This is a genomic window from Xanthobacter agilis (assembly GCF_021730435.1).
Taxonomy (GTDB): domain Bacteria; phylum Pseudomonadota; class Alphaproteobacteria; order Rhizobiales; family Xanthobacteraceae; genus Xanthobacter; species Xanthobacter agilis.
On record NZ_JABWGX010000021.1, the window covers coordinates 1 to 25,818 of the forward strand.

Genomic DNA, 25,818 nt, shown 5'->3' on the forward strand with positions numbered 1-25,818 from the left:
CGACCGCGGGTCGATCCCCACCATCGCACCCATCTCAAGGTGCCGCGCCGTCCGCAGGATCTTGATCATCAGGTCCGTCCCGATGTTCCCAGATCCAATGATCGCTGCCTTCATCTTGGGCGCGCTCATGGGTTTTTCTCCGCCGTGCTGTGTATTCCGATGGAAACCTTCACCGTGCCGAGGCCGCCGATGCGGGCCTCCAGCACGTCGCCGGGCGCGATCGCCACCATGGGGCCGAGCGCGCCGCTCAGGACCACGTCGCCGGCCTTGAGCGGCATCTCGAGGGCGGCGCAGGTGCGCGCGAGCCAGAGCACCGCCGTCAACGGATTGCCCAGGCAGGCGGCCCCGCCGCCGAATGATGCCGCCAGGCCGTTGCGGTGGAGCGCCATGGTGGTGCCGGCAAGGTCCATGCCGTCGAGCCGGCGGATGGGGCCGCCGATCACGTAGCAGCCGCTGGAGGCATTGTCGGCGATGGTGTCGGAGATGCGGATGTCCCAGTTCTCGACCCGGCTGCCGACGATCTCGATGGCCGGGGCCACGTAATCGATGGCGCCGATGACCTCGGTGGGCGTGACATCGCGCGCGGCGAGGTCGCGCCCGAGGACGAAGGCGATCTCCGCTTCCGCCTTGGGCTGCATGAGGCGGACGAAGGGCACCTCCTCGCCGTCGCAATATTCCATGTCTGCGAACAGCACGCCGAAATCCGGCTGGCCGACGCCGAGCTGCTGCTGCACCGCCTTCGAGGTCAGGCCGATCTTGCGGCCGACCAGCCGCCGCCCCTCGTCCAGGGCACGGCTGGTGTTGACAAATTGGACCTGATAGGCGGCATCGAGGTCGAGGCCGATCAGGTCGCGCACGGGTTCGCACGGCCGGCCGGCGCGCGCGGCGGCCGCCAGCCGGTCCGCCGCCGCCAGAATATGTTCCGCGGTCATCTCAGATCACCTTGAAAGAAACTGGAGCACGAGGGCATTGAACGCCTGCCAATGCTCCCATTGGGCCCAGTGACCGCAATTGTTGAACACATGCAGCTCGCTGTTGGGGATGCCGGCCAGGAGCCGGAGGCTCGCATCCATGGGCACGAAGCGGTCGTTGCGACCCCAGATCACCAGGGTCGGGGCCGCGATTTCTCCGAGGCGGGGTCCGAAATCGGGGAACTGCTTCGGGTTGGCGGCCAGGCTCTTGACGAAATTTTCCAGGTGGTCGCGCCGCTTGAGCATGTTGTCGAGGCGGGTCTGGAACAGGTCTTCGGTCAGGTCGCTCGGGTCGAAGACGAAGACATTCATCATCGCCTTCAGGTTTTCGATGGTCGGGTCGCGGTATAGGCCGTTGAGCAGCTTGATGCCCTCGGTCGGCATGGGTACGAACGGGCTCGCCCCGCCCGTGCCGCCGCCCATGAGCACCAGCTTGCCCACGCGCTCGGGGTGGTCCAGCGCGAACGCCACCGCGCTATGGCCACCCATGGAATTGCCGAGGATGTGCACGCGCGCGAGCCCGAGCGCCTCGGTGAGCCCGGCCAGCACCCGCGCATTGAGGTTGGAGCGCGAACCGTTGCAGACGATGCTGTCGCTCTTGCTCCAGCCGGGGCAGTCCAGCAGGATCACCCGGTAGCCGGCGGCCACCAGGGGTTCGATGTTGCGATTGAAATTGGCCCAGCCGGAGGCGCCTGGTCCGGAGCCGTGCAGCATGACGACGGTCTCGCGGGCGCTGCCGGGATCACAGTCGTTATAGTGGATGTTCAGCTCGCCCTCACCCTCGCGGATGCGCGCGAACCGGCTGGTCTCTGCTTCGGTAAAGGTTTGGACCATGTCAGGATTCCAGGGGGCTGGCGCGGTGGAAGCCGCCGTTCACATAAATCAGCGGTTCGCCGCCGGCGGGCTCGGGCGCGGCCAGCACCTCGCACAGGAAGGCGTGGTGGGTGCTCTCGTCGAAGACCTTGACCACGCGGCAATCGAAGGTGGCGAGGGCGCCCTCCAGGGCCGGCGCGCCGGTGATGTGCGTGCGCCAGCGTCCGTGCTCGAAGCGGGCGGGGCCGAACACGCCTTCCACCATGCCGGCGAACACCCGCGCGAGCGGCTCCTGCTCGGCCGCCAGCACGTTGATGCACAGGGCGCCGCTGGCCAGGATGGCGTCGGCGGCGGCGACCTTCTTGTTCACCAGGACCACCATGCGCGGCGGATCGACGGTGACCGAGCACACCGCGGTGGCGGTGAGCCCCACCGGCGTCTCGCCGTCGCGGCTGGTGATGAGGGACACGCCGGCCGCGAAATGGCGCATGCCGCCGCGATGCAGATCGGCGCTGACCACGGGCAGGCCTTGCAGGTCCGCGTTCGTTTCCCAGTCAAGGCGCTGGTTGATGTGCTTTGTCATGACCGCCTGTCTTTCACGCGCGCACGCCGAACGGGTTCGCCGCCGGCATGGGATTGCCCAGCATCTGGCCGCCGAGGAGGTCGCCGATGTTGTCCTGGTTCTGGGTGATGTGGTTGGCGCCCACCAGGATGTCGCGCAGCTGGCGCTGCATGGGATTGCTCAGCCAGACGCCGCGGGTGGACGTCTTCTTGAAGATCATGTGGGCCGCGTCGAAGCATTCGCCGCCGGTGAACTGGTTGGTGGCGAAGTGGCGCACGCGCACGTCGAGCGGCACCAGCTCGCCGCGCGTCACATAGCTCCAGGCTTCGTCGGTATTGTGCAGGATGCGGGTCGCCGCGCCCAGGATCTTGGCCGAGGCTTCCCCCAGGCGGCCCTTGATGAAGGGGTCGTTGACCGCCGCGCCGATGGCCTGGTTCAGGTTCTGCCGCGGCTTCATATGCTCGATGTAGAGATCGGCCATGCCGCGCGCCATACCGACGATGACCGAAGACACGGCCGCGTAGAACACGTAGAAAAACGGCATCTTGTAGAGGTTTTCCACATGGCCGTGGGTGTCCTCTCCATAGGCGGCGATGATGTGGCTGCGGTGGGCCGGAACGAACACGTCCTTCACCGCCAGCTTCTTGCTGCCGGTGCCGGCGAGGCCCACCACATGCCAGTCGTCCACGATCTCGAAATCGGACGCCTGCACCCAGAAGGAACGGAACACGCCCTCGCCATTCTCCATCAGGCGACCGCCCAGAAAGGCGCCACCGGCCGCATGGTCGCAGCCCGAGGAGGTGAGCCATTCGCCGTTGAGCACATAGCCGCCTTCGACCGCCTTGACGGTCCCGAACGGGGCATAGGAGGACGACACCAGCCGGCTGTCGTCCTCACCCCACAATTCGTCGCCGCAGCGCGGATCGAGCAGGCCCACCTCGAACGGATGGACACCCAGCACCATCACGTTCCAGGCGCTGGACGGGCAGCCGCGCGCCAGCTCCATGAGCACGCGGTTGAGCACGTTCGGGCTCATCTCATAGCCACCCCAGCGGCGCGGCTGGAGGATGCGGAAGAAGCCGGCATCCTGGAACGCCTGGATGGTGTCGCGGGGCACCATGCGCGCCTTCTCCACCGCGTCCGCCTTCTCGCGCAGCCAGGGGATCATGGCCTCGGCGCGGGCGACGAGCTCGGCTTCGGTGGGGGTGCATCTCGACCGGTCCAACATCTGGGTTCCTCCTGGCTTTTCTTGCTGGGCACTGAGAGCTGACGGCGCGGTCAGCATGGTTCGGCGCTCATGACGCCGTAGCCGGCGATCCATTCGTTGATGGGCCGGTAGTAGTCGCTGCGGGCGCTGTAGCGACCCGCCGCCGCCAGCGCCGCGAAGGCGGCGACCCAGGTGCGCACCTCATGGGTGGAGCGGCCCGCGGCCTTGGAAATGTCCTCGATGCGGAAGTCGTCCACGGCGTCGAGCCGGCCGGACAGCAGGAGATCGATGAAGGCCTGGTCCCATTCGGCGTTGAGCGGGGTCTGCGTGCTCAGCTCGGTGCCATAGATCTTGCCGGCGGCGATGGTGCGGGCCTGGCGCGCGGCGCGGGCCTCGGGCGTCGGGTTGCGGCCGCAGATCAGGAACTCGCTGATAGCTTCGGGCGCGCCGTCCAGCAGCGGCACCGGTGGTTCGTGGGACAGGCCGCCCGTGCCCACCACCAGCACGCGCTTGTCGAGGGTGGCGAGGAAGCGGCCCACCACCTCGCCCAGCCGGCGGACCCGCCGATAGGGCGCGAACGGCGGCGCCACCGAATTGATGATGATCGGGATGACCGGATAGCGCGTGAGGCTGCCGGTCAGTTCCTCCAGGGTCTGCGTGCAGCCGTGGTCCACCTGGAGGCGATGGGACAAAGCGATGTCCACGTCATGATCGAGGATGAAGCGGGCCAGCTCCTGCGCCAGCTTCTGGTCCACCGACAGGGCGCCCAGCTGAGTCATGTAATCGCCGACCGATTCCGCGGCGGTGGCGATGACGAACGGCGGCATCAGGTCGTAGAAGAGGCCATTGTAGTGATCCGGGGCGAAGATCACGATCAGCTCCGGATCGAATGTCTCCACCTCGGCGCGGGCGCTGGCGATCACCGCGTCCACTTCCGAGACGACCTCGGCGCCGGGATCGTTGAGCCCACGCAGCGGCGTGTGCGACAGGCACTTGAGCTTAATGGTCATGGTGGCTTCCTCAACCGTGGAAGCGGCCAGCCGCCGTGATGCGGCAGCGCGCTCCTCCCTTCCCGGTCGTGTTTTTCGTTGTAAGCGGAGCGCAGGATAGGAGCGGCGGCGGGCGGACGGGAACAACAAACCCGAACGATGTGCACCAGGTGCACGGCATTGAAAATGAAAGTTATTTCTCGTTTCGCAATGCGGCGGACATTCGTGCTGCGGCGCGCAAGATCGTGTATCGGCGCGCGTTTTCGGCTCATCGCGCGGGTGGGAGGAGAAGGACCGACCGGGGCCGGTACGGCGATCTTTTGCGATATGCTGGGCGAAACGCGGGAGGACCGTCATGGAGGGCGCGAGCCCCTACAAGAGCGTGCGCGGGCTGAGCCGTGGCCTTGCCTTGCTCAATGTGCTGAACCGCATCGACGGCGGCGCCAACGTGGCGCGCCTCGCCGAACTGACGCAGTTGCACCGGACCACGGTGCATCGGCTGCTGGAGACCCTGCGGGACGAAGGCTATGTGCGGCGAAGCGGGTCCGATGACCGCTATTACCTGAACCTGCGGGTGCGCGAGCTCAGCGAGGGGTTTCGTGACGAGCAGTGGATTTCCGCGCTGGCCTCGCCGCTGCTGGGGCAACTCTTGAAGGAAGTGGTCTGGCCGACGGATCTCACCACCCTTGATGTGGATGCCATGGTGGTGCGCGAGACCACCCATCGTTTCAGCAAGCTGTCGTTTCACCGCTCCATGATCGGCCGGCGCCTGCCGTTGTTGCAGACCGCCAGCGGCCTTGCTTACCTCGCCTTCTGTCCCGAGGCGGAACGCGAAAGCATTATCGATCTTCTCGCCCGGCGGCCGAAGATGGAGTATCGCGTCGCCCGCGACCGTCCCGCGCTCGACGATCTCCTCGCCCGCGTGGTGCAGCGCGGCTATGGCGAGAACTACATGGCGTGGAGCGACGAGCCGAAGGTGGCCGGCATCGCGGTGCCCATTCGCGGCGGGGACGGGTTGCTGGGATGTCTCGGCCTCGTCTACATGGCCTCCGCCATGAGCATCGAAACCGCTGCCAGCCGCCACTTGGCCGCCATCCGCCGGGTGGTGGGCGAGATCGAGGCTGGAACCTCGAGGACCGCGAAGCCCGTGGCCGCCCCACCATAAGCGGGCTGGCCATGGCGGCTTTTCTCGGGTTTCATGTTACCCTTGACGAAAGGGCGCCAAGAGCGTCACAGGATGGCGCGCCCTGTGGCCTGGGCGCTCTCGGCTGCGCGGAGGTCGATGACACATGCTGCGTCTGATCGCCATTGCCCTGCTCGTCGTCCTCGGGTGCGCCCGCCCGGCCGACGCGGCGTCCGTGACCTTCTCGGCGTCGAATGCGGATTTCCGCAATCCGGAGCGGGGCTTCTGGCGGGAGGCGAATGGCGACTTCCTGGCCGCGACCGCGTCCGATCTAGATTATGCGGCGCAGGCGGGAAGCATCGTCTATGCTCCGGTGCGGCTCGATGCCTATCGGAGCCGGGACCTGCCGCAATCCGTGCTCGACACCCTGGCCGCGCAACTGGCGCAGGTCCGCGCCAAGGGGCTGAAGGTGATCCTGCGCTTTGCCTATAATGGCGGGTTCACGGGATCGGTCGGGCTCGATGCCAAGCTGTCGCAGGTCTTGCGTCACATCGCGCAGGTCAAGCCGGTGGTGGCGGCCAACAAGGACGTGGTCTTCGTCTGGGAAATGGGGTTCATCGGGCCATGGGGTGAGGGGCATTCCTCGTCCAACGGGTTGAGCAGCACCGCCAACAAGAAGAAGATCGGCGACGCGCTGCTGGCCGCCCTGCCGTCGGACCGGAGCCTGATGTGGCGCACGCCGCGCGATCTCCAGCTCTGGTATCCCACCGTGCCGGCGGCCACGGTGCGCCCGCGCATCGGCATGTTCAACGACTGTTTCCTGTCCGACACCACCGACGTCGGCACCTTCGCGGATGATGCGGCGACCCGATCGGCACAGAAGGCCTATCTGGCTTCGATGACGGAGCGCGCGCCGTTCGGCGGCGAGACCTGTTTTTTCGACGCGTCCACGGTGGGCGCGCGAACCTCCTGCCCGGCGATCCTGTCGGAGGGCAAGCGCTTCCATCTCAGCTTTCTCGGCCGCGACTGGTACACCAGTTTCCACGACATCTGGAAAGCCGGCGGGTGCCTCGACGATGTCAGCCGGACCATGGGCTATCGCCTTGTGCTGACCCGCGCCTTCGCTCCCGCAACGGTTGCGCGCGGGGGAACCGCCGGGGTGAGCGTGGCCTTGAAGAACGTCGGCTGGGCGGCGCCGATCAATCCGCGCCAACTGGTTCTGCGCATCCGCAATGCGAAAGGCAAGCTGGTGAAGGTGATCGCCGGAGGCGATCTGCGGGCGGTGGGGCCGGGAAGCGCCCGCACGGAACGCTGGACGTGGTCCGTGCCCGCGTCGCTCGCGGTGGGAACCTACAGTCTGTCGGTTGCCGCGCCGGACCTGTCCGCCTCCATCGCCACGCGTGCGGCCTATGCGATCCGCTTCGCCAATGCCAACCAGACCGCCACGGGCGGCCTCAAACAAGCCTGGGACGCCACGCTGGGCGAGTTCACCCTGGGCCTGAGCATCGCCGTGAAATGACGTGTCCGGTACGGCGTTCCTGCTTGACACGGGCGGCGTAAGGGGCTGTTTCTGAAGACTGCACATGGTTTTCGATGGCGGAGCGGCGACGCGTCGCCATCGATATGGGAACGAGGAAGGGCTTGACCGCCCAAAGCCTCGACCGCCCCCGCGACTGTGAGCGGTGAGCGACTTCCAGGATGCCACTGGACCCAAGGCTTTCGCGGCCGGGTCTGGGAAGGCGGAAAGTTGCAGCGACCCGCGAGTCAGGAGACCGACCATGGGCAAGCGTTCAATCTCACGCCGTCGGGTGAGACGGCACAGGAGCTTTCAATGCATATCGAACCTGGCCTCGTGGACAGTGGAAAGATCTGGCTCAGCTATGCGACCGCCGCGGGCGCGGGCGGCTACACGCTGAAGCTCGCCTATGAGACGCTGCGGGATCGCGGCGCGCTCTCCCTGCTGTCGCGCAGCGTGGTGACGACGGCGCTGGTGTTTTCCTTCTTCGAGGTGTTGCCGCACTATCCGGTCGGCGTCTCGGAAGTGCATCTCATCCTCGGCTCGACCCTGTTCCTGATGTTCGGCGCCGCGCCGGCGGCCATCGGGCTCGCGTTGGGCCTGTTGATCCAGGGGCTGTTCTTCGCTCCATTCGACCTGCCGCAATATGGCATGAACGTCACCACGCTGCTGGTTCCGCTGTTCGCGCTCACCGCGCTGGCGCCCCGGCTCATCGCGCCGAACACGCCCTATGTGGAGCTGAAGTATCGCCAGGCGCTCGCGCTCTCGACCACCTACCAGGCCGGCATTGTCGCCTGGGTGGCCTTCTGGGCCTTCTATGGCCAGGGCTTCACCGTGGAGAACGCGGCTTCGATCTCGTCCTTCGGCGTCGCTTACATGCTTGTCATCATCGTCGAGCCGCTGGTGGACCTTGCCGTTCTGGCCGCCGCCAAGGCGCTCCATAAGTGGAAGGGCAGCGCGCTGTTCGAGCGCCGCCTTTATGAGGCGGCCTGAGCCGAGCGCCCGCGTCGATCGGACCATCCGGTGCCGGAGCATGTCGTGTGCGCCTCGGCGCACGGCAATCGCTCCGGACCGCTGACGTTGTGCGTCTTGTTCTTGCGCATACAGTCGTGATGTCGCTTGAAAACGCGCGCGACGCGTCGAAATGAGATGCGAAGACCGCCGGCGTGTGCCGCAAGTTGGGTACACGCCGGCTCCCTTTTCTTACGTTCAAGGCCGGCTCCGACGGGATGATCGAGCCCTGCCGTTGGCCATGGAGACCCGGCCGCCGCGTGATCCACCTTAACCCGGCTCCTCTGTGCCGGCGATGCGGCGCAAGGTGTGGAGCAGGGCCATCCGTTCGGCTGGATTGAGATTGTCCATGGTCAGCTCGGTGATGAGCCGGGCGCACGGGATCATGTGCGCCAGGAGCTCCAGTCCCTCCGCGGTGATGGAGATGATGACCTTGCGCGCATCATGACTGTCCTTTGACAGCTGAATGAGGCCGCGCCCCTTCAGGCGCTCCACGATGCCGCGGATGGTGGCCTGGTCCACTCCGGTGGCCCGCACCAGCGCGCTCTGCGACTGGGGCCCGCTGTCCTTCAGCGCGCACAGGGTCGAGAACTGCACCGAAGTCAGCTGCGGATCGCAGGCATGGGCCTGGAAGATCGCCAGATGGCGCTGATAGGCGCGGCGCAGCAGATAGCCCACCTGCTCCGAGAAGGCATAAGGCACCTGCCCGTCGCCCGCTTCCGCCGGTGCGGTCTTCTGCGTTTTGGTCTGTGACGTTGCCATCGCTGTCATGCCGTGCGACGCACGCCGGCGGCGAGGCCGCCAAAAAAGCGTACACACTACATATATCAACTGACTTCAAAGCGTCAATGCAGTGCAAATGCCTTAATGCACTGCACCATGACACATTTTTATACAGTCTTGAACTGCAGTGCGCCCATCTTTTGGGCTTGCAGAAATAGTGTACGCACTACAAAAATTCCATCATCAGGTGCCGGGTCCAGGGTGTGGCGCGGCCATCAGGGGGCTGAAACGGGCATGGCGTCCCAGGTCTTTCGGGCTGGCGCGTCGCAGCGACGGCGTACCCACGACATGAGGGCCGGTGGGCTCTCCGCGCAGCATTCACGGCAGTCATTCCGATTCAAAAGCAAATAGAGCGGAGCCCAAGTCCATGTATGACAAGTTCGTCACCCTGCGGCTCATCGATCAGTGGCTCACCGAAGACGTCGGATGCGGCGACCTGACCGCCCAGCTGATGATCGATCCGGCCTCCACCGCGACGTTCTACATGAATGCGCGCGAGCCCATGACCATCGCCGGCATCGAGGTGGCCGCCGCGGTGTTCACCCGCTACGAGCCGGGCTGCAAGGTGGAATTGAAGGTGGCGGACGCCGACAAGGTGGAAAAGGGCGCCATCCTGCTGGTGGTCTCCGGTCCCGCCCAGGCACTGCTCACCGCCGAGCGCACCGCCCTCAACATCGTGCAGCGCCTGTCCGGGATCGCCACCGAGACCGCGAAATATGTGGCCGCCATCGCCCACACCAAGGCGCGCCTGCTCGATACCCGCAAGACCACGCCCGGCCTGCGCATGCTGGAAAAGCATGCTTCCGCCTGCGGTGGGGCGCTGAACCACCGGCTCGGCCTCGACAGCGGGGTGATGCTGAAGGACAACCACATCGCCGTGTGCGGCTCCATCGAGAATGCGGTGCGCATCGCCCGCCGCAAGGTGCCGGCCCTCACCAAGATCGAGGTGGAGTGCGACGGCCTCGACCAGGTGCAGGAGGCGCTCGCCGCCGGCACCGACGTCATCATGCTCGACAACATGAGCGTCGCCGACATGAAGACCGCCGTGGACATGGTGGCGGGCCGTGCCCTGCTCGAGGCCTCCGGCGGCATCCGGCTCGACACCATCGCGGCGAAGGCCGAGACCGGCGTCGACTTCATTTCCACCAGCCGTCCGCAGCAGTCGGCGCCGGCCGTCGACATCGGCCTCGACGACGCCGCCTGAGCGGGGAGCTGGCGCAGATGCAGACCGGAACCCTCTTCTACATCGTCGGCGCGAGCGGTGTCGGCAAGGACACCCTGATCTCGCAGGCCATGGCGATGCTGGCCCCCACCGGCCGCTATGTGCAGGCGCGGCGCGCCATCACGCGGCCCAAGGGGCCGGGAGAGGATCACGAGCCGGTCGACGATGCCGCCTTCGAGCATCGGCGCCGCGCCGGCGGTTTCCTCCACATGTGGGAGGCGCACGGGCTGAAATACGGGCTGCCGATCTCGATCCTCGATGACCTGCGGGCGGGCCGCAACGTGCTTGCCAACGGGTCGCGCGGCACCTTGCCGGACCTGGCGGGGGTGGTGGACCGGTTCGTGGTGGTGGAGATCACCGCGCCCGCGTCGGTGCTCAAGGCGCGGCTGCTGGAGCGGGGACGCGAGAGCGACGCCGACATCGAGGCGCGGCTGACGCGGCATGTCGCGCCGCTGCCGGAGCGGCTCGATGTGGTCACGGTTGTCAACGACGCCAATATCGAGGAGGGCGCCGCCCGCCTGGTAGCCGCGCTGGAAACCCATGCGGCGCGCCTCGCGGTGCGCCGCATGCCCATCTCCAGCGCCCATGGCCACATCGCCTACCTGCCGGCGGACGGCCGGCTGGTCGATGCGCGCGCCTATGCGGACGTGAGCCGCATCGACGTCATCGGCAAGGGCGCGAGCGTGCGCGCCGCGGTCAATATCGCTGAGCCGGGGGCGGGCCTCGCCCCGCATGAGATCGGCCTCACTCGCGAGGCCCATGCGGCCCTTGGCCTGCCCGACGGCGCTCTGGTCGCGATCCAGCGCACGCCTTCCCCCGCAAGCCGCAAGCTGCTGCAACGCAAGATCGCCGGCGAGGCCCTCACCGCCGACGATTATGCGGTGCTGTTCCGCGATGTGGTGGAGGGCCGCTATCCGGAAAGCGAGACCGCTGCCTTCCTGGTCAAGATGATCCAGACCCTGGACGAGAGCGAGGTGGTGGCGGTGGCCCGCGCCCGCACCCAGTTCATGCCGCGCATCGCCTGGAACAAGCCGATCGTGGTGGACAAGCATTCCCTGGGGGGCATTCCAGGTAGCCGCATCACCCTCATCGTGGTGCCGATCGTGGCCGCCCACGGCCTCCTGATGCCCAAGACCTCCTCGCGCGCCATCACTTCGGCATCCGGGACCGCCGACGTCATGGAGGCCATCGCCCGCATCGATCTCGACGCGGCCGGGGTGCGCCGGGTGGTGGAGGAGGTCGGCGGCTGCATCGCCTGGAACGGCCGTCTCAATCATTCGGTGCTGGACGATATCGTCAATTCCATCACCCGCCCGTTGGACATCAACAACAATTACTGGTCGGTGGCGTCCATCCTGTCGAAGAAATGGAGCGCCGGCTCCACCCATGTGGTGGTGGACATGCCCTATGGCCCACGGGCCAAGCTCAAGACGCTGGAGGACGCCCACCAACTCGGACGGGCGTTCGAGCTGGTGGGCCGGGGCCTGGGCCTAGAGGTGCGGGCCAAGGCCACCGACGGCAGCGGCCCGGTAGGGCGTGGCATTGGGCCGGCGCTGGAGCTGCGCGACGTGGTCAAGGTGCTGGACAATGCCCAGGACGCCCCCTCCGATCTTCGGGAAAAGGCGCTGCTGTTCGCGTCCGAGATCCTGAGCTTCGATCCGGGCGTGGGTTCGGTGGCGGCCGGGCGCGTGCGGGCCGAGGCGCTTCTCGCCTCGGGTGCGGCCAAGGCGCGCTTCATGCGCATCGTCGCCGCCCAGGGGCCGGTGCCCCTGGTGATGCCGGGGCCGCTGCAGCACACCGTGCGGGCACCCGCCGCATCGACGGTGAGCGATGTGGACGGCTGGCACCTCGCCGGCATCGCCCGGCGCGCCGGCGCGCCGCTCGACAAGGGCGCGGGCATCGATCTCCTGGTGCGCCGGGGCGACACCGTCGCGGCGCACGGTGCGCTCTACACCATCCATGCCGCATCGCCGGCGGAATTCGAGGCGGCGGTGGAGATGGCCGGTGCCGATCCGGGCATCGCGCTCGGGCCGTCCGCGGTGTAGGTGCCGGCCTGAAGGGGGCTTTCCGTTTTCCGTGGAGTTGCCGCGTATCCATTCAAATAACAAGCTGCCAGAGGGTCATATGACGATGCTGACGAACACTGCAAGGACCGCGCGCTGCCTGCTCATGGCGGCGGCCGTCGCCGGCGGCTTCGCCACCGCGGCGCGAGCGGACGAGATCTCCGTGACCCAGTGGGGCAACAGCCTCTATGGCGCGCCTTATGCCGTGGCGATCGAGGACGGCGCCTTCAAGAAAGCCGGCGTGGACGTCACCGGCGTCATCGGCTCGGGCGGCGGCGGCACCAGCGTGCGCAACACCCTCGCCAGCGCCACCCCCTATGGCGAGGTGGCCACCTCCGCCGCGCTCGCCGCCGCCCGCCAGGGCCTCGACGTGGTGATCGTGAACGCCGCGACCCGCACCGTGGCCGAGGCCTCCCTGGTCACCCTGCCCGATTCCAAGATCAACAGCCTGAAGGACCTGAAGGGCAAGAAGGTCGCGATCACCAATCCCAAGTCCTCGTCCGAGATGATCCTGCTGCTGGAAATGCAGAAGGAGGGCCTTGCGCCCGGCGATATCCAGCGGGTGGCCGCCGGTGGCTACACCCAGGGCCTCACCATGCTGAAGCAGGGCGCGGTGGACGCGGCGGTGCTCATCGAGCCTCTCTCCATCACCCGCAAGGACGAGTTCAAGACCGTGGTTCGGGCCAAGGATCTGCTGCCGGCCATGACCACCTCCGTGGGCATCACCACCCGCGCCTTCGCCAAGTCCAACCCCGACAAGCTCCGCGCCCTCATCGCCGGCCGCCGCGCCGGCGTGAAGAGCATCTATGCCGACCCCAAGGCCGCCGCCGCCCTGGTGGCCAAGCAGTTCAACATGGACTCCGCCTTGGCCGAGGTCGCGGTGGCGAACATGATCGCGCCGCGCATGTGGAGCGAGGGCGACTTCAACCCCGCCGAGCTCGAGGCGCTGGCCCAGGGTCTGGTGCTGGTGGGCGAAATCACCAGCACCCCCGATTGGGACAAGATGATCGACCGTTCCTTCCTCCCGGCCGACCTTCAGGGGAAGTGAGATGCTGACCAAGCCGAAGGCTGCTCCGGGCACCGAGGCATCGCCGCACCCGGTCGCCGTGCGCCTCACCGAGGTGACCCGCGTGTTCGGCGACCCGCGCTCGCCGAAGCGGGTGCACGCCCTGGGGCCGGTGAGCCTGGAGCTGCGGGCGGGCGAGTTCTTCTCGGTGGTGGGACCCTCGGGGTGCGGCAAGTCGACCTTGCTGGACATCCTCGCCGGTCTCAACCCGCCCTCCGCGGGCACCGCCGAGTTCGACGGCCAACCCATCCGCGGCGTGCCCGACCATGTGGGCGTCGTGTTCCAGGAAGACGCCTCGTTCGCCTGGCTCACGGTGGAGGCCAACATCGCCTTCGGCTTGAAACGCCAGGGTCTTCCCGCCGACGAGATCCGGCGGCGGGTGGACTATGCGCTTGCCTTCATGGGCCTCAAGGACTTCCGCCACGCTTATCCGGTGCAGCTTTCCGGCGGCATGCGCCAGCGCGTCTGCATCGCCCGCACGCTGGTGCTTCAGCCGCGGCTGATCCTGCTCGACGAGCCGTTCGGCGCGCTCGACCAGCAGACCCGCCTCATCATGGGCGACGAATTGCTGCGGATGTGGCGCGAGACCCATGCCACCGTTCTGCTCATCACCCATTCGCTCGACGAAGCCGCCATGCTGTCGGACCGGGTGGGGGTGATGTCGGCGCGGCCGGGCAAATTCATCGGCACCTTCGAAACCGGCTGGCCCAAGGATCGCGACAGCCGGATCGTCACCCATCCCCACTTCGGCGAGCTTACGGCGCGGCTGTGGGAAAAGCTGCGGGTGGAGACCATGAAGCACATGCAGGGGGAGGCGAGGGGGGAGGCATGACCTATAGCAAGATCGCGACGCCGGCGGTTGTGGTCGGGCTGGTCCTGCTGCTGGAACTTTCCTGCCGGCTGGGCTGGATCGCCCCCACCGTTCTGGTGCCGCCCAGCGTCGCCTTGGTGAGCCTCATCGAGATCCTCGTCTCCGGACAGTTCAACAGCGCGATCGCGGTGACGGTGTCGAACGTGGTGGTGGCGACGGTGCTCGCGGTCATCGGCGGGTTCCTGCTCGGCGTGGTGATCCATGCCAACGACTTCCTGCGCCGCGGCGTGGAACCGTTCCTCGCCAGCTATTACGCGGTGCCGACCTTCATCTTCTATCCCGTGTTCATCGTGCTGCTCGGGGTCGGCAACGCCTCCATCATCGCCATCGCGGTATTGCTTTCGATCGTCGCCATGATTACCGCGACGCTGAACGGCCTCGACCGGGTGCCCGCGGTGCTGGGCAAGACCAGCCGCGTCCTGAAGCTGTCGCCGATCCAGGCCGCATTCCTGGTGAAGTTGCCGGCGGCGGCGCCCTATCTGTTCACCGGCGCCCGGCTGTCGGTGGCCTATGCCTTCATCGGCGTCATCGCCTCCGAGTTCCTGCTCTCGGGCAACGGGCTCGGCTACGCCATCGCCTATGCCTACAACATGTTCGAGAACCGGACCATGTACGGGCTCATGCTGCTCATCATCCTCCTCGTCACGGTGACGAACATGGCGCTCAGCGCCGTGGATCGGCGCCTGCAGGCGCGCATCCGGCGCTGAAGGCCACGCCCCATGAAGAATGTCCTCCCGCCGCTCGTCGTCGCCTTGGCCCTGCTCGCCTGCTGGCAGATCCTCCACTCGGCCACCGGCTTCTTCGCCATCTCCTCGCCCGCCGCCACGGCCCAGCGCATGGCGACGCTCATGGGCACGCCGCGCTTCTGGCTCGACGTGCAGGAAACGGGCCTCGCCTTCCTGGCGGCCATCATCATCGCGGTGATCGCGGGCGTCGCCCTCGGCGTGGTGCTCGGCCTCAGCCGGGGGCTGGGCGAGACCTTCGAGCCGATCCTCGTCACCTTCTATTCGCTGCCCAAGGTCACGCTCTATCCGCTGGTGCTGCTGGTGTTCGGCCTCGGCATGTCGGCCAAGGTGGCGTTCGGCGTGATGCATGGCCTCGTGCCCATCACGCTGATGACCCGCAACGCCATCAGCCAGGTGAAGCCGGTCTACTGGCGCACCGCCCATGCCCTGCGCATGAGCTATGCCAGCACCGTGCGCCATGTGGTGCTGCCCGCCATCCTGCCCGAGCTCATCGCCGGCGTGCGCATCGGCTTCGCGCTGAGCCTGCTCGGGGTGCTGATCGGCGAGATGTTCGCCTCCAAGCGCGGGCTCGGCTATGCGGCGGTCAACGCCATGAACCTCGGCGACATCGACACCATCATGGCCATCGGCCTGTTCCTGGCGGCGTTCGCGGTCACCTGCAACGCGCTGCTGCTGATGCTGGAACAGTGGGTGCGCCATCGCGGCCTGGTGCGCTGAGGGCGATCAGTCCGCCGCCGGAGGGGGCATCCACCCTATCCCTTCGGTTGCCCTTGCGCGCTGAAACGGGTGTCGCGCAGAACGGCCCATCGCTCTCGTCGGGAAACGTCATGACTGCCGCCGGTTTCCCGTGTAGCGGCGTCCATGCCAGCATTATACCATCGGCCCCGGTCTTCGACCGGCGCCAAGTGGGTTCGTTCAGACGCTGCGCGGGCTCAGGCGCCAATGCCGGGTGGCTCTCCGGGCAGCCGGGCAGGCCGCCGTCTATATGGCCTGTGCGATCTTATGCAGCGTGGTGGCATGGGCTCGGATGGCAGCGTCTAGCGTGAGCGCCGACCGGATCCAGATCATCGACATCATGGCTTCGACACGGCCGGACGACAGTATCGGCACCGCGATGCTGGAGGTCTTGGGACGGAACTCGCCGCCCTCGCGCACGGCGAAACCACGCTGCCGGGTGTCCTCCAGCATGCGCGAGAGGCTGCGATCGTTGAGAAAGGACTGGTCTTCCGGATCGTCGATGGAGCGCAGGTGGTCGAGGATCATCGCCCGGCTCGCAGCGCTGCTGGCGGACGATCCGGCTGCGTTCGCGCCGCCGCCGGGGGTGGCGGTGGAGCTGGCGCAGACGGCGCGGCGGCAGATGGAGGCGCAGCGGGCCGAGCATCAGGCGCGGCTGTCCACCCTTGAGCGGCAGATCGCGCAGAAGGAGGCGGAGCGCCGCGCGGTGGCGGCGACCATCGCCAAGGGGGAGGCGCTGCTGCCCTTGTTGAAAGACCAGCGCGACATGCGCGAGACCTTGATGGCGAAAGGGTTCGGCACCAAAGTGCTGTATCTGGACGCGCAGCAGAAGGTGGTGGAGCAGGAGCAGCAATTGCTGGTGGACGCGCACCGGGCGGAGGAGGCGGCGGCGGCGCTCGGGGCGCTGGAGAAGCAGCGGCTGGAGGCGGCTTCGGAATATCGCAAGAGCCTGTTGTCGGACCTCGCCAAGGCGCAGATGCAGGCGGTGGAGCACGGCGAGGAGAAGGTGAAGGCGGCGCGGCGGCGTCTTGACCAGACCCTGACCGCGCCGGTGGACGGCACCGTGCAGCAATTGGCGGTGCACACCATCGGCGGGGTGGTGACGCCGGCGCAGCAACTGATGGTGATCGTGCCCCGCGACGGGCGGCTGGAGATCGAGGCGGAGCTGATGAACCGGGACGTGGGGTTCGTGCACGCGGGGCAGGAGGCGGAAGTGAAAGTGGAGGCCTTCACCTACACCCGCTATGGCCTGCTGCATGGGGTTGTGGAGAGCGTGAGCCGGGACGCGGTGACGGGCGGGCCGGCGCCGCGCCCGGGCGAGGCCGCCGCCGACGAGACGGCCCGCCAGGCGCGCCAGCCCACTTATGTGGCGCGGCTGTCGGTGCGGGAGAGCGGCCTTGAGACCGAACAGGGCTTCCGCCCCCTGGAGGCGGGCATGTCCGTGACCGCCGAAATCAAGACCGGCCGCCGCCGCATCCTCGACTTCCTCCTCTCCCCCCTCCTCAGATATGCACACGAAGGAGGAAGGGAGAGGTGAGGTGAGGCGTGGCGGATGATGAGCCCAAAATTCCAAAATTTATAAAAAGAAAAGGATATAACATGAAAATATTAAATCCAAAATATTATGTCCCGTATATGAAGATATCAAGTGCGCTTCATGGATACGATATGTATAGTCCTCCACACAAAAGTAACGAGTCTTCATTGACAGAAGAAAAGGCGAAAGAAAATTTTGATTTTTTTGTTATCTCAAAAAATAATAGAGTTAGAATATTTAGAAAATGGATTGAAGATAATTTTTATATTAATCTAGATTATAGTGCGGCTTCTATAGAAAAACTATCCGATTGGATGGCGATTTATGCACCAATAATAGTTAGAGTTAGGAAAGATTTCTTTATAAGTTATTATACATATAATCCTGAGTGGAATGGAAAGTTTATAGGGTGTAATTTAATATTCGATATTGGATTGTATATAGGAGAGTATTTGATTAAAAAACGAAGTTTTTTGCATTGGGATATGTATAGATACAACAATGTAATTGGAGATATGAATAAATCTCAATTTTATAACAAGCCATTTATAGCCGGATCATTTTATGAAATTGGAAATGTTATTTTTTGTCCATTTTGGGAGTGTTCGAATGCATTGGGATCTGAATTAATATTTAGTAATGTGAAAATAAATAAATCAGATACACTTAGGGCATTCGTTAGTCAGGCTATATATATGGCCGACATCCCAGCGCGTGCACAAATGCAGATAACAGAGGATGTAAAAGATGGACCGCTCGAATAACGTAGTCATCGGATCTAATCCAGGCGTTATATATGGCTTTGGGTTGTGGAGCTCTGTTGGTGGGGTTGGGTTGTTGCATGCCTATCCGGAGATAAGGTTTTCATGGGCATTTTATCCACAGCCAAATAATTTATTAAATATTGGTCCAACCGCTATAGTTAGAGAAATATTAGAATTAGGAGATGTAAATATTATAGAAAATAGATATATTGCACCAGATTCGATCTTAGGCTCCGTAGCAAATGACGGAATTGCGAAGAACAATTTTTTAAATCACGAGTTCGCTCTAAATGATTATTTATCTCGTGTAAATAATGATAGAATTGCATGGAGATTGACGGCTCGCGCTGATGTTCCGATTCTTAGAAATGTAAGGGGCGCACCGAGATGGATGGATGCAGTATATCTTGAAAGACACTGGTGGAGCGGATCTGAGCTTAATTACGTTGAAATAAAGACCGGCGGATCTCTATCAAATAATAAAAAAGTTATTAATCAGGCAATATCTGATGTTAATAATCAGTTTAGGTTAAAATATTCTAGAGATAAAATGATTTTTAGACCAGTTGGCAAGTGGGCGCGCAATGGTGGTGCGACGATTGGTGTGGCGGCGTTAGCGTGGGATGTTTATAGCACCTCCTCGGCCGTGATCGCCGACGCTCAGGCGGGGGATAATATTTCCGCAGGACGCGAAATTGCTGGGTTCGGTGGACGGCTGGCGGGCGCGATCGCCGTTGGTCAGCCCTTGGCGGCCTTTGGTTTCGGGCTCGCCGGTCCTGTGGGCGCGCTGGTCGCTGGCGCTGTCGGTGGGGCTTTTGGTGCATATCTCGGTGGAGATGCCTTCAGTGCCGCATACTCGGATGTTGCTCGGCTGCTGACAGTTGAAACGCCGAATTCCGCCCTTGCGAATATTTCATCAGTCGATATTGTTGGCTCCGCTTCGCAAGGCACCAACGCCACCGATTTCTCCTTTGCCACCCCCTGGGGCGGGGATGTGACGAGCGCCGTCGATTGGGCGGTTGCCGAAGCCCCACAGATCTCCATATCCGGACCCACGGAATTTAGTGGCAGTTATGGTTTCGGTGACTACGGTTCTGGCGACATCATGCTTCCGGAGGTGAGTGTCGTCGACTATGGCAGCTACGATTTCAGCTCGTGGTACGTGGGTGACAGCTCCTTCAGCTTTGACCTCAGTCCCGCCAACAACCCCAACGATTACATTCCGCCGGTTGTGCTGGACCTGAATGGCGATGGTGTGAGCATCATCGAGAGCACGGATTCCGACACTTATATGGACATGGAAGGCGACGGCACACAGCATCGCACGGCCTGGGCGGGGGCGGGCGATGGGGTGCTGGTGTATGACCGCACCGGATCGGGCGACGTGGACAATCCGCAGGCGTTCCAGTTCACCCAATACAGCCCCGGCGCCGAGAGCGACATGGAGGCCTTGGCCGACGTGTTCGACACCAATGGCGACGGCAAGCTGAGCGCCGCCGACGACGAATGGTCGAAATTCAAGGTGCTGGTGACCAACAGCAACAACAGCAAGGTGCTCAAGACCCTGGCCGAGCTCGGCATCACCGAGATCTCGGTGACGCCTGACGACAACGAGCAGAGCTTCTCCGACGGCTCCCAGATCCTGGGCTCCGCCACCTTCGTGCGCAACGGCAGCACCTACGCCGCCAGGTGGCAGCAGGCGCGGGCGGCGTAAGGGTGAAGAGGGTTCGGCAAATGTCCTTGCAATGGTCGCAACCGAAAATTGCTCTTGAATGAGACCGCTTCTCGGGGCGGAGCATTGCCGGTTGATGCCAGCGAGGGGCGCGGGGAACTGGCGCAGATAGGTCGCCGGCGCGCCGACGAGGCTCGCGGGCTGGACCAAGCTCCAATGGGTGGGCGCGACGGGATGCTCCGATCCTGGCAACATCGGCGTCAGGTGCTCAGCATCCTCGCGGCTCGCCTCCACCCGGATGGCGGTGCTCCGGACCGTGCGGGTCCGGCCGAGCATGGTTCCATGGAGGTCCGATAGGGACAGGTCGTGCTCGTCATCGGACCGGGAGAACCACCCGAGGACACACGGCCGATCCGCTCGCCGCCGCTCACGTCCACCTTGTCGCCGCGCGCCGTCGTGCGCGGCGTCCAGAAATTCCACCTGGGTCATGGTGCGTTTCCATGACGGGTGCCGGGAGCCTCTCCGCCGGCCGGTGAACCATCACGGTAATCCGATCCATCCTCTCACTCTCGGGCGCCGACCCGGACGGAATGCAGTGTCGCCGGGCGACCTTTTCTGTGAATCGGGATCCGCCGGATCGCGAAGAGGCGCCTCAACGGGACTTCACCAGCGACCAGAAGCCGGATTTGCGTCCATGGGCCTTTTCCAGGCCGGCACGGTAGTCCTCATGATGCGCCCAAGCCTTGAGCGTGCCGGCCTCGGCGGCGGCACCGGCCGCCAGTTGCTCGAGCTTGGCGAGGTAGCGCGCCGCATGTGGATAGGCTTTGGAGCGGGCACGGGCGAGGATGTCGTCCAGCAGTGCCCGGTACAGGATGGTGGCGGCCAGCGGGTGATGGGCCGCCACCGCGTCGGCCACCTTTGGCAACATGTCGTATTGGCGGCCCTCCCACTCGCTCCGGCGCGCGATCACCAGCCGGGCGGCAAGATCGAGCCGCGGCCATTCCACAAGGAACGCGAGCGCGTTGTAGATGTGCCTGGAGGAGAACGCATGGGCGAAGGCTCGGTCGAGGGTGGCAAAGTCCTCGAAATCGGGCAGCGCAGCGATATATTCGCGCAGGATGCCGGCATCGAGCGAGGTCTCGAGCGCCGACCAACGCAGCGCCTGCGCATCCACTTTCTTTCCAAGCGCCTCCAGTATCTTCGCCTCGACGCTGGTACGCCGCCAGAACGGGTCATTGTCCGGCCCCATCCCATCGGCAAGATTCTCGGCCGACAGATAGGCGATCCGTCGGGATGTGGGACGCCGGATCCAATCGAGCGCCTCTTGCGCCCGGCCAGCCTCTAGCAGGCGTGCGGCGACGCCGATGGTGTCCTGCAGGTTGGGATGCTTCTTCGCCTCCAGGGCGATCAGCCCGTCGAGGTCGCTGAGCTTCTCGGCGATGATCTGCCGGATCTCGCGATACTGCGAGACATTCGAGCCATGGTTGCGATGCGCCTTCGCCTCCTGTGCGCTCTGGCGTGCGCCGAGATCGGCATCCCACGCGCGAAGCGTTTCTTGCGGCAAGTGGTCCGCCACGGCCCGCGCGACCTCCACCAGATAGCCGTGGGATGTGTTTCCCAACGCCGCCATGACCCGTGCCGGCAATTGCGCGGCATCGGGCTGCGCAAGCCTCGGCGTGACCGCGCCGGCGGCGGTGATGGCCTGGTCATAGACATCCTGGACGCGGCCGGAGGAATCGTCGATCCGTTCGAACACGCTCTCATGGGTCGCGATGAAGCGCAGCAGGCGGTCGAAGGCCATAACCGGGGATACCTCCCCGAGTTCATTGGACATCACCGTGACCGTCGCGGCCAGATCATCGCGGAAGGCCCGTGCCTTCTCCCAGTCGATGAAGCCCCGCGCCTTTTCCAGGGCGGAAAGGCGCCGATCGATAATCCCGGCGATGGCATCCGGCCCCTTCCGCCCCGCGAGCGCGGCCGACACCAGCTTGCGGAACGGCGCGCTGCGCTCCGCCTCGTCCAGCACCAGCCGCGCCAGCTTTGCGGCACCCAGGGCTGTTAAGGCTTCGATGGAAAGGGCTGGCTTGCGTGCCATGGCGGGGCTTTCACTCGTGTCAACCACATGCCTATGTCCTGATCGGCGCCGGATGTCGACGGCTGGGTGGATGCGGCAAAGGTGCGAGTCGCACGACATCGCACCGGGCAAGCCCATGCAGAACGCCTTCATCGAGAGTTTCAACGGCCGCCTCGGCGACGAGCTTCCCAACGAGACGCTGCTCTCGCCCCTCATCCTGGCCAGAGCGGCTCTGAGCAGGTGGAGATCCGAATTACAATGGATCACGCCCGTGCTCCGCTTTCGGCTGGCAGACCCCGGCCGCCTTCGCCGCAACCTTCCACCCGAGACGGGATCTACCGCTGCGCCCAGCCAAAAGCTCCGCGCCGGATCCCGCCGCTCACCCGGCCGACAAGGCCAAATCCGACCGCCGGAACGAACGCACAGCTGGATGGACGTTGGGGGCAATGTCAGCATCCACGACAACATGAAGGCGGCGGTGGAGAGGATCTTCGTCGGCCGGGAGCGGGCCTATAACGTAAGCATCCGGCGATGGCGACCGGACCTCAGCTTTCAGTCGTGTGTTGATCTGCGATCAGATCCTTGAGGTTTTCGATGCCGACGGACCTAAAGGCCGCGGTCTGGCGTTCATCCGTGGCGTGGATCCAGACAAGGCCGTCCTCCGGGTCCATCTGATCGGCGAGTGCCCAGAGCCGATCGTCGGTTTCGCACAGCATTTGGGTTGCGAGCGCGATGGTGACGACGTTGGCGTCGGCGGCCATGCCGTCAGGCGGCTTCGCGCTTGCCGGCGCTGCCCGCTTGCCAGCTCCATGGCAGCCGTTCGGCGAGGCGGCTCTGCGGAGTCCCGCGATGCAGGCGCGCGCATCGGCAAGCCCGGCCTGCGGGTCGACGTTGCTGTGTTTCGCCATGGCGATCAGCGTCGCCATGGCGGCGGCGCGCCGGGCACCGCGGTGGGAGCCGGCGAAGAGCCATGCCCTTCTTCCCACGGCGAAGCCGCGCAGGGCGCGCTCCGCTGCATTGTTGGAGAAGCAGGCCCGGCTCTCATCGAGGACGGTTGCAAAGCCATCGTCCCCTTCCACCGCCGATTGGCAACCTGGACCACATAGAACGTCTTCCTGGCCATCGCGTGGTCCTTTGCCAGCTGTGAGAGATATATCGCCCCACTGAGGCGATGCCTGCCGATGAGCCCGCGGGAACGAGAAGCGGGCATCTTGCCCAAGTCTGTCTCATACTCCATTCAGCTCAGGAGGCGAGGGAGGAGCGTGCCGGATGGCCCGTCAGGACAACATTTCTCGGCGACCTCGCGGCGTGAACCGCGGCGCGGTCGCCCTAGGTGGTAACAGCACGCGTCCTCTCGTTACGCCGCGTTCCGTGCTGCTCTCCTTCGCCGCCATGCTGGCGATCATGGGCATCACCTCTATGACGTGGGAGTTCGCGCTTCAGGAACGCGTCCTCCCGCGGCTTGGCATCTTCGTCAGCGATTGTTTCGATGATCCGTCGCGCTGGCGCTTCATCATCACAGCTGTGGTGTTCGCCGCCTTGAGCCAGCTTGGACCGGCTCTGCTGCTGTTCCGCCTGATGCGTCGCCTGGATCGGGCGCGAATCGCCGTCATCAAGGCGCGTGAGGAGGCCGACGCGCTCGCCCGCCACGACCCGCTGACCGGGCTCGCAAGCCGCCGCATGCTGCACGAGCACATGCGCAGGCGCCTCGCCGGAGCGGCAGGGAGCGGCGGCTACGCCCTGCTGCTCATCGATATCGAACGGTTCAAGGCCATCACCGATCTGCACGGCCACCAGATGGGTGACCGACTGCTGATCGAGATCGCCAACCGCATGAGACGCCTGCTGCCACCGGACGCCATCGCCTCGCGCGTGGGCGAGGAGGAGTTCGCGGCCTTCCTGCCGCGCCCGCGCACAGTGGAGGCGCTCGGCAAGATAGCCCAGCAGTTCATCTCCGAGCTTTCCGCGCGCTATCAGCTCGCCGGCCTTGACGCCCGCCTTGGTGCCACCATCGGCATCGCGGTGACGCCCGAGAACGGCACCGACGGGGGTGAGGTAATGCGTTCGGCGGAAGCCGCGCTCTACCGCGCCAAGGGCACGGGTACCTATCGCTTCTTCGAACCGGCAATGGATCGCGAGCTGAAGCAGTCCCAGCGGCTTCAGCGTGACCTGCACAACGCCATCGCAGCCGACGCCGTGATTCCCCACTACCAGCCGCTGGTGCGTCTGAAGGATGGGGTGGTGGTGGGCTTCGAGGTGCTCGCCCGCTGGAACCATCCCATGCTGGGTTCCATCTCGCCGGAGGTGTTCATCTCCATCGCCGAGGACGCTGGCCTCATCGGCCAGCTCACCCAGTCGATCCTGAAGCAGGCCTGCGTTGACGCCTCCAAATGGCCGGACCAGATCAAGATCGCGGTGAATCTGTCGCCGATCCAGCTCAAGGACACCACGCTGCCCGACCAGATCCTGCACACGCTGAAAATCTCCAGATTCCCGCCCCAGCGGCTGGAGCTGGAGATCACCGAGACCGCGCTCGTAAACGACAACCGGACTGCAAACGCGATTCTGTCGCGTTTCCGCGCCATGGGCATCGACATCGCGCTTGACGATTTCGGAACCGGCTATTCCAGCCTGCAGAATCTGCGCATGTTCCCGGTGACCAAGTTGAAGATCGACAAGTCTTTCGTAAGGTCCATGAGCCTCGACGCGAACTCGAAGAAGCTGATCTCCGGCATCCTCGCACTGAGCCGCAGCCTCGGCATCACCACCACCGCCGAGGGCATAGAAGAGGCCGCCGAGGCAGAATACCTCCGTTCCATTGGCTGTGATTTCGGCCAGGGATACTGCTACGCAAAGCCCATGAAGGCGGACGACGTACCCCGCTTCCTGACAGTCCAGGTCCCCGCCTAGTGGATTGACGCCAACGCTTGGACCCCTTTGTTCCTTGCAGCGATGATGGCGTTTGGATTGGCGCGCCAGATGAAGGGCTTCGGGGTCTGGTTGTGCTCGCCGATGAAGCGGTTGACGGCGGCCTGGAGATCGACGACGGACTGGAAGACGCCATTCTTGAGCCGCCTGCGGGTCAGGATGGCGAAGAAGCCCTCGACCGCGTTCAGCCAGGATGAGGAGGTGGGCGTGAAGTGGAAGGTCCAGCGTGGATGGCGGTCAAGCTAGGCCCGCACCTTCTCGCGCTTGTGGGCGGCGTAATTGTCGAGAATGACGTGGACCAGCCTGCCGGCCGGGATGTCGCGCTCGAGGGCATTGAGGAAGCGGATGAACTCCTGATGCCGGTGGCGCTGCATGTTGCGTCCGAACACCGCGCCGGTCAGGACATCGAGCGCGGCGAACAGGGTGGTGGTGCCGTTCCGTTTGTAATCGTGGGTCAGGGTGGCGCCGCGGCCCTTCTTCAGCGGCAGTCCGGGCTGGGTGCGGTCGAGCGCCTGGATCTGTGACTTCTCGTCGAGGCTCAGCACCAAAGCATGGGCCGGCGGGCTGACATAGAGCCCGACGACGTCGTTGAGCTTCTCGGCGAAGGCGGGATCGTTGGAGAGCTTGAACTGCCGCCAGCGATGCGGGGGCGAGGCCATGGGCCTTCCAGATTTTCCGCACCGTGGAGACCGCCAGCCCCGCGACCCTGGCCATGGCCCGCGTGGTCCAGTGGGTGGCCTCGTGGGGTGGCGGCTTCAGCGTCAGCGCGACCACGGCCGAGGCCTTGTCTTCCGCCACGGGCGGACGGCCCGGCGGGCGCGTCTTGTCGCGCAGCAGCCCGTCGACGCCTTCTTCCATGAAGCGGGCCTGCCAGCGCCAGACCGTGGTCTTCGCGGTGCCGGTCTGCGCCATGATGGCGTGGGTGCCGGCGCCGTCGGCGCTCATCAGCACGATCCGGGCGCGCCAGACGTGCTTCTGGGGCGTATTGCGATCCGCAACCAGGGCGAGGAGCCGTTGCCGATCGGCCTCATTGAGAGTGATCGTGATCCCGTTACGCATGGGCCAAGCTCGCACGGCTTACCGTCGAACGGAATCCCCCCGCGGTCTCTTCAGTCTCGGTCAATCCACTAGAGTCTAAACTCAACGACAGTATAGTGATTCAATT

General features: G+C 64.9%; 22 protein-coding genes, 5 pseudogenes and 1 riboswitch. Of the genes and pseudogenes, 14 read left to right on the forward strand and 13 right to left on the reverse strand.

All coding sequences use genetic code 11. The features are described 5' to 3' along the window. The 6 genes and pseudogenes from HUW53_RS15045 to HUW53_RS15070 form a co-directional block, all read right to left on the reverse strand. Window positions 1-129 (reverse strand): annotated as a pseudogene (locus HUW53_RS15045) (acetaldehyde dehydrogenase (acetylating)); the annotation flags it as partial. Further along, window positions 126-932 carry a 2-keto-4-pentenoate hydratase gene (locus tag HUW53_RS15050; RefSeq protein WP_237346585.1) on the reverse strand — a complete coding sequence of 269 codons (807 nt, stop codon included), beginning with the start codon at window positions 930-932 and terminating at the stop codon, window positions 126-128. The pseudogene HUW53_RS15045 and the gene HUW53_RS15050, both read right to left, overlap by 4 nt. A gap of 6 nt (window positions 933-938) precedes the next feature. After that, window positions 939-1,805, reverse strand: a complete 867-nt coding sequence (locus HUW53_RS15055; protein ID WP_237346586.1) for an alpha/beta fold hydrolase — start codon at window positions 1,803-1,805, stop codon at window positions 939-941. Between the two features lies 1 nt (window position 1,806). After that, window positions 1,807-2,367, reverse strand: a complete 561-nt coding sequence (locus HUW53_RS15060) for a flavin reductase family protein (RefSeq protein WP_237346587.1) — start codon at window positions 2,365-2,367, stop codon at window positions 1,807-1,809. Window positions 2,368-2,380: 13 nt separating this feature from the next. Beyond that, window positions 2,381-3,574 carry an acyl-CoA dehydrogenase family protein gene (locus HUW53_RS15065; protein ID WP_237346588.1) on the reverse strand — a complete coding sequence of 398 codons (1,194 nt, stop codon included), beginning with the start codon at window positions 3,572-3,574 and terminating at the stop codon, window positions 2,381-2,383. Between the two features lie 50 nt (window positions 3,575-3,624). Then, window positions 3,625-4,563 carry a 3-carboxyethylcatechol 2,3-dioxygenase gene (locus HUW53_RS15070; protein WP_237346589.1) on the reverse strand — a complete coding sequence of 313 codons (939 nt, stop codon included), beginning with the start codon at window positions 4,561-4,563 and terminating at the stop codon, window positions 3,625-3,627. A 334-nt stretch (window positions 4,564-4,897) separates the two neighbouring features. Here HUW53_RS15070 and HUW53_RS15075 point away from each other — a divergent pair, with 334 nt between their 5' ends. From HUW53_RS15075 to HUW53_RS15085, 3 genes are all read left to right on the forward strand, one after another. Beyond that, complete coding sequence (locus tag HUW53_RS15075) at window positions 4,898-5,707, forward strand: DNA-binding transcriptional regulator (RefSeq protein WP_237346590.1); 810 nt, start codon at window positions 4,898-4,900, stop codon at window positions 5,705-5,707. 124 nt (window positions 5,708-5,831) lie between these two features. Next, the gene (locus HUW53_RS15080; RefSeq protein ID WP_237346591.1) at window positions 5,832-7,184 is read left to right on the forward strand and encodes a DUF4832 domain-containing protein; all 1,353 of its coding nucleotides are present in this window, start codon (window positions 5,832-5,834) and stop codon (window positions 7,182-7,184) included. Window positions 7,185-7,232: 48 nt separating this feature from the next. Then, window positions 7,233-7,460: riboswitch (cobalamin riboswitch) on the forward strand. 36 nt (window positions 7,461-7,496) lie between these two features. Then, a complete protein-coding gene (locus HUW53_RS15085) occupies window positions 7,497-8,174 on the forward strand; it encodes an energy-coupling factor ABC transporter permease (protein ID WP_237346592.1) in 678 nt (225 codons plus the stop codon). 288 nt (window positions 8,175-8,462) lie between these two features. Here HUW53_RS15085 and HUW53_RS15090 read toward each other — a convergent pair whose 3' ends face one another. Beyond that, the gene (locus tag HUW53_RS15090) at window positions 8,463-8,954 is read right to left on the reverse strand and encodes a MarR family winged helix-turn-helix transcriptional regulator (protein ID WP_237346593.1); all 492 of its coding nucleotides are present in this window, start codon (window positions 8,952-8,954) and stop codon (window positions 8,463-8,465) included. Window positions 8,955-9,342: 388 nt separating this feature from the next. Here HUW53_RS15090 and nadC point away from each other — a divergent pair, with 388 nt between their 5' ends. From nadC to HUW53_RS15120, 6 genes are all read left to right on the forward strand, one after another. Continuing rightward, window positions 9,343-10,179 carry a carboxylating nicotinate-nucleotide diphosphorylase gene (nadC, locus tag HUW53_RS15095; protein ID WP_237346594.1) on the forward strand — a complete coding sequence of 279 codons (837 nt, stop codon included), beginning with the start codon at window positions 9,343-9,345 and terminating at the stop codon, window positions 10,177-10,179. 17 nt (window positions 10,180-10,196) lie between these two features. Next, entirely contained in the window at window positions 10,197-12,242 is a 2,046-nt protein-coding gene (phnN, locus tag HUW53_RS15100; protein WP_237346595.1) for a phosphonate metabolism protein/1,5-bisphosphokinase (PRPP-forming) PhnN, read from the forward strand. 79 nt (window positions 12,243-12,321) lie between these two features. Beyond that, complete coding sequence (locus HUW53_RS15105) at window positions 12,322-13,308, forward strand: ABC transporter substrate-binding protein (RefSeq protein WP_237346596.1); 987 nt, start codon at window positions 12,322-12,324, stop codon at window positions 13,306-13,308. A gap of 1 nt (window position 13,309) precedes the next feature. Next, window positions 13,310-14,158 carry an ABC transporter ATP-binding protein gene (locus tag HUW53_RS15110; RefSeq protein ID WP_237346597.1) on the forward strand — a complete coding sequence of 283 codons (849 nt, stop codon included), beginning with the start codon at window positions 13,310-13,312 and terminating at the stop codon, window positions 14,156-14,158. Continuing rightward, entirely contained in the window at window positions 14,155-14,904 is a 750-nt protein-coding gene (locus HUW53_RS15115; RefSeq protein WP_237346598.1) for an ABC transporter permease, read from the forward strand. The genes HUW53_RS15110 and HUW53_RS15115 overlap by 4 nt, the downstream gene beginning before the upstream one ends. 12 nt (window positions 14,905-14,916) lie before the next feature. Next, window positions 14,917-15,660 (forward strand): ABC transporter permease, encoded by a 744-nt coding sequence (locus HUW53_RS15120; RefSeq protein ID WP_237346599.1) that lies wholly within the window; start codon window positions 14,917-14,919, stop codon window positions 15,658-15,660. Window positions 15,661-15,924: 264 nt separating this feature from the next. Here the strand turns inward: HUW53_RS15120 and HUW53_RS22190 are convergent, their stop codons facing one another. Next, the gene (locus HUW53_RS22190) at window positions 15,925-16,206 is read right to left on the reverse strand and encodes a hypothetical protein (protein ID WP_442478254.1); all 282 of its coding nucleotides are present in this window, start codon (window positions 16,204-16,206) and stop codon (window positions 15,925-15,927) included. Here HUW53_RS22190 and HUW53_RS15125 point away from each other — a divergent pair. Genes HUW53_RS15125 through HUW53_RS15135 form a run of 3 tightly spaced genes read left to right on the forward strand, consistent with a single transcriptional unit; the run spans window position 16,181 to window position 19,693 of the window. Continuing rightward, window positions 16,181-17,215: an HlyD family type I secretion periplasmic adaptor subunit gene (locus HUW53_RS15125; RefSeq protein ID WP_442478253.1), complete on the forward strand. Its 1,035-nt coding sequence runs from the start codon at window positions 16,181-16,183 to the stop codon at window positions 17,213-17,215. The genes HUW53_RS22190 and HUW53_RS15125 overlap by 26 nt on opposite strands. A gap of 8 nt (window positions 17,216-17,223) precedes the next feature. Continuing rightward, window positions 17,224-17,979, forward strand: coding sequence for a hypothetical protein (locus HUW53_RS15130; RefSeq protein WP_237346601.1), 756 nt, complete (start codon window positions 17,224-17,226; stop codon window positions 17,977-17,979). After that, the gene (locus tag HUW53_RS15135; RefSeq protein WP_237346667.1) at window positions 17,963-19,693 is read left to right on the forward strand and encodes an EF-hand domain-containing protein; all 1,731 of its coding nucleotides are present in this window, start codon (window positions 17,963-17,965) and stop codon (window positions 19,691-19,693) included. The genes HUW53_RS15130 and HUW53_RS15135 overlap by 17 nt, the downstream gene beginning before the upstream one ends. Before the next feature lie 84 nt (window positions 19,694-19,777). Here the strand turns inward: HUW53_RS15135 and HUW53_RS15140 are convergent. Both HUW53_RS15140 and HUW53_RS15145 read right to left on the reverse strand, forming a co-directional pair. Then, a pseudogene (locus tag HUW53_RS15140) lies at window positions 19,778-20,140 on the reverse strand (DUF932 domain-containing protein); the annotation flags it as partial. A 163-nt stretch (window positions 20,141-20,303) separates the two neighbouring features. Continuing rightward, window positions 20,304-21,746, reverse strand: coding sequence for a DUF6880 family protein (locus HUW53_RS15145; RefSeq protein ID WP_237346602.1), 1,443 nt, complete (start codon window positions 21,744-21,746; stop codon window positions 20,304-20,306). Window positions 21,747-21,809: 63 nt separating this feature from the next. Between HUW53_RS15145 and HUW53_RS15150 the strand changes: the two are divergent. Continuing rightward, window positions 21,810-22,195, forward strand: a pseudogene (locus tag HUW53_RS15150) (integrase core domain-containing protein); the annotation flags it as partial. Between the two features lie 75 nt (window positions 22,196-22,270). Here the strand turns inward: HUW53_RS15150 and HUW53_RS15155 are convergent. Together HUW53_RS15155 and HUW53_RS15160 are read right to left on the reverse strand one after the other, a co-directional pair. Beyond that, on the reverse strand, window positions 22,271-22,486 hold the full coding sequence (locus HUW53_RS15155; protein ID WP_237346603.1) for a hypothetical protein: 216 nt from the start codon (window positions 22,484-22,486) through the stop codon (window positions 22,271-22,273). A gap of 4 nt (window positions 22,487-22,490) precedes the next feature. Then, window positions 22,491-22,792 (reverse strand): annotated as a pseudogene (locus tag HUW53_RS15160) (IS66 family transposase); the annotation flags it as partial. Between the two features lie 304 nt (window positions 22,793-23,096). Between HUW53_RS15160 and HUW53_RS15165 the strand changes: the two are divergent. Then, window positions 23,097-24,635, forward strand: coding sequence for a putative bifunctional diguanylate cyclase/phosphodiesterase (locus HUW53_RS15165; RefSeq protein WP_237346604.1), 1,539 nt, complete (start codon window positions 23,097-23,099; stop codon window positions 24,633-24,635). Here HUW53_RS15165 and HUW53_RS15170 read toward each other — a convergent pair. Beyond that, window positions 24,632-25,712 (reverse strand): annotated as a pseudogene (locus HUW53_RS15170) (IS630 family transposase). The gene HUW53_RS15165 and the pseudogene HUW53_RS15170 sit on opposite strands and share 4 nt — an antisense overlap. Window positions 25,713-25,818 lie beyond the last annotated feature (106 nt).

Excerpts from the sequence above, each read along its gene's own strand:
- HUW53_RS15075 (WP_237346590.1), top strand. The coding sequence starts at position 4,898 with ATGGAGGGCGCGAGCCCCTACAAGAGCGTGCGCGGGCTGAGCCGTGGC.
- HUW53_RS15120 (WP_237346599.1), top strand. The coding sequence starts at position 14,917 with ATGAAGAATGTCCTCCCGCCGCTCGTCGTCGCCTTGGCCCTGCTCGCC.
- HUW53_RS15110 (WP_237346597.1), top strand. The coding sequence starts at position 13,310 with ATGCTGACCAAGCCGAAGGCTGCTCCGGGCACCGAGGCATCGCCGCAC.
- HUW53_RS15090 (WP_237346593.1), bottom strand. The coding sequence starts at position 8,954 with ATGGCAACGTCACAGACCAAAACGCAGAAGACCGCACCGGCGGAAGCG.
- HUW53_RS22190 (WP_442478254.1), bottom strand. The coding sequence starts at position 16,206 with ATGATCCTCGACCACCTGCGCTCCATCGACGATCCGGAAGACCAGTCC.
- HUW53_RS15050 (WP_237346585.1), bottom strand. The coding sequence starts at position 932 with ATGACCGCGGAACATATTCTGGCGGCGGCGGACCGGCTGGCGGCCGCC.
- HUW53_RS15135 (WP_237346667.1), top strand. The coding sequence starts at position 17,963 with ATGGACCGCTCGAATAACGTAGTCATCGGATCTAATCCAGGCGTTATA.
- HUW53_RS15115 (WP_237346598.1), top strand. The coding sequence starts at position 14,155 with ATGACCTATAGCAAGATCGCGACGCCGGCGGTTGTGGTCGGGCTGGTC.
- nadC (WP_237346594.1), top strand. The coding sequence starts at position 9,343 with ATGTATGACAAGTTCGTCACCCTGCGGCTCATCGATCAGTGGCTCACC.
- HUW53_RS15145 (WP_237346602.1), bottom strand. The coding sequence starts at position 21,746 with ATGGCACGCAAGCCAGCCCTTTCCATCGAAGCCTTAACAGCCCTGGGT.
- HUW53_RS15085 (WP_237346592.1), top strand. The coding sequence starts at position 7,497 with ATGCATATCGAACCTGGCCTCGTGGACAGTGGAAAGATCTGGCTCAGC.
- HUW53_RS15070 (WP_237346589.1), bottom strand. The coding sequence starts at position 4,563 with ATGACCATTAAGCTCAAGTGCCTGTCGCACACGCCGCTGCGTGGGCTC.
- HUW53_RS15065 (WP_237346588.1), bottom strand. The coding sequence starts at position 3,574 with ATGTTGGACCGGTCGAGATGCACCCCCACCGAAGCCGAGCTCGTCGCC.
- HUW53_RS15055 (WP_237346586.1), bottom strand. The coding sequence starts at position 1,805 with ATGGTCCAAACCTTTACCGAAGCAGAGACCAGCCGGTTCGCGCGCATC.
- phnN (WP_237346595.1), top strand. The coding sequence starts at position 10,197 with ATGCAGACCGGAACCCTCTTCTACATCGTCGGCGCGAGCGGTGTCGGC.
- HUW53_RS15155 (WP_237346603.1), bottom strand. The coding sequence starts at position 22,486 with ATGGCCGCCGACGCCAACGTCGTCACCATCGCGCTCGCAACCCAAATG.
- HUW53_RS15060 (WP_237346587.1), bottom strand. The coding sequence starts at position 2,367 with ATGACAAAGCACATCAACCAGCGCCTTGACTGGGAAACGAACGCGGAC.
- HUW53_RS15105 (WP_237346596.1), top strand. The coding sequence starts at position 12,322 with ATGACGATGCTGACGAACACTGCAAGGACCGCGCGCTGCCTGCTCATG.
- HUW53_RS15080 (WP_237346591.1), top strand. The coding sequence starts at position 5,832 with ATGCTGCGTCTGATCGCCATTGCCCTGCTCGTCGTCCTCGGGTGCGCC.
- HUW53_RS15125 (WP_442478253.1), top strand. The coding sequence starts at position 16,181 with ATGGAGCGCAGGTGGTCGAGGATCATCGCCCGGCTCGCAGCGCTGCTG.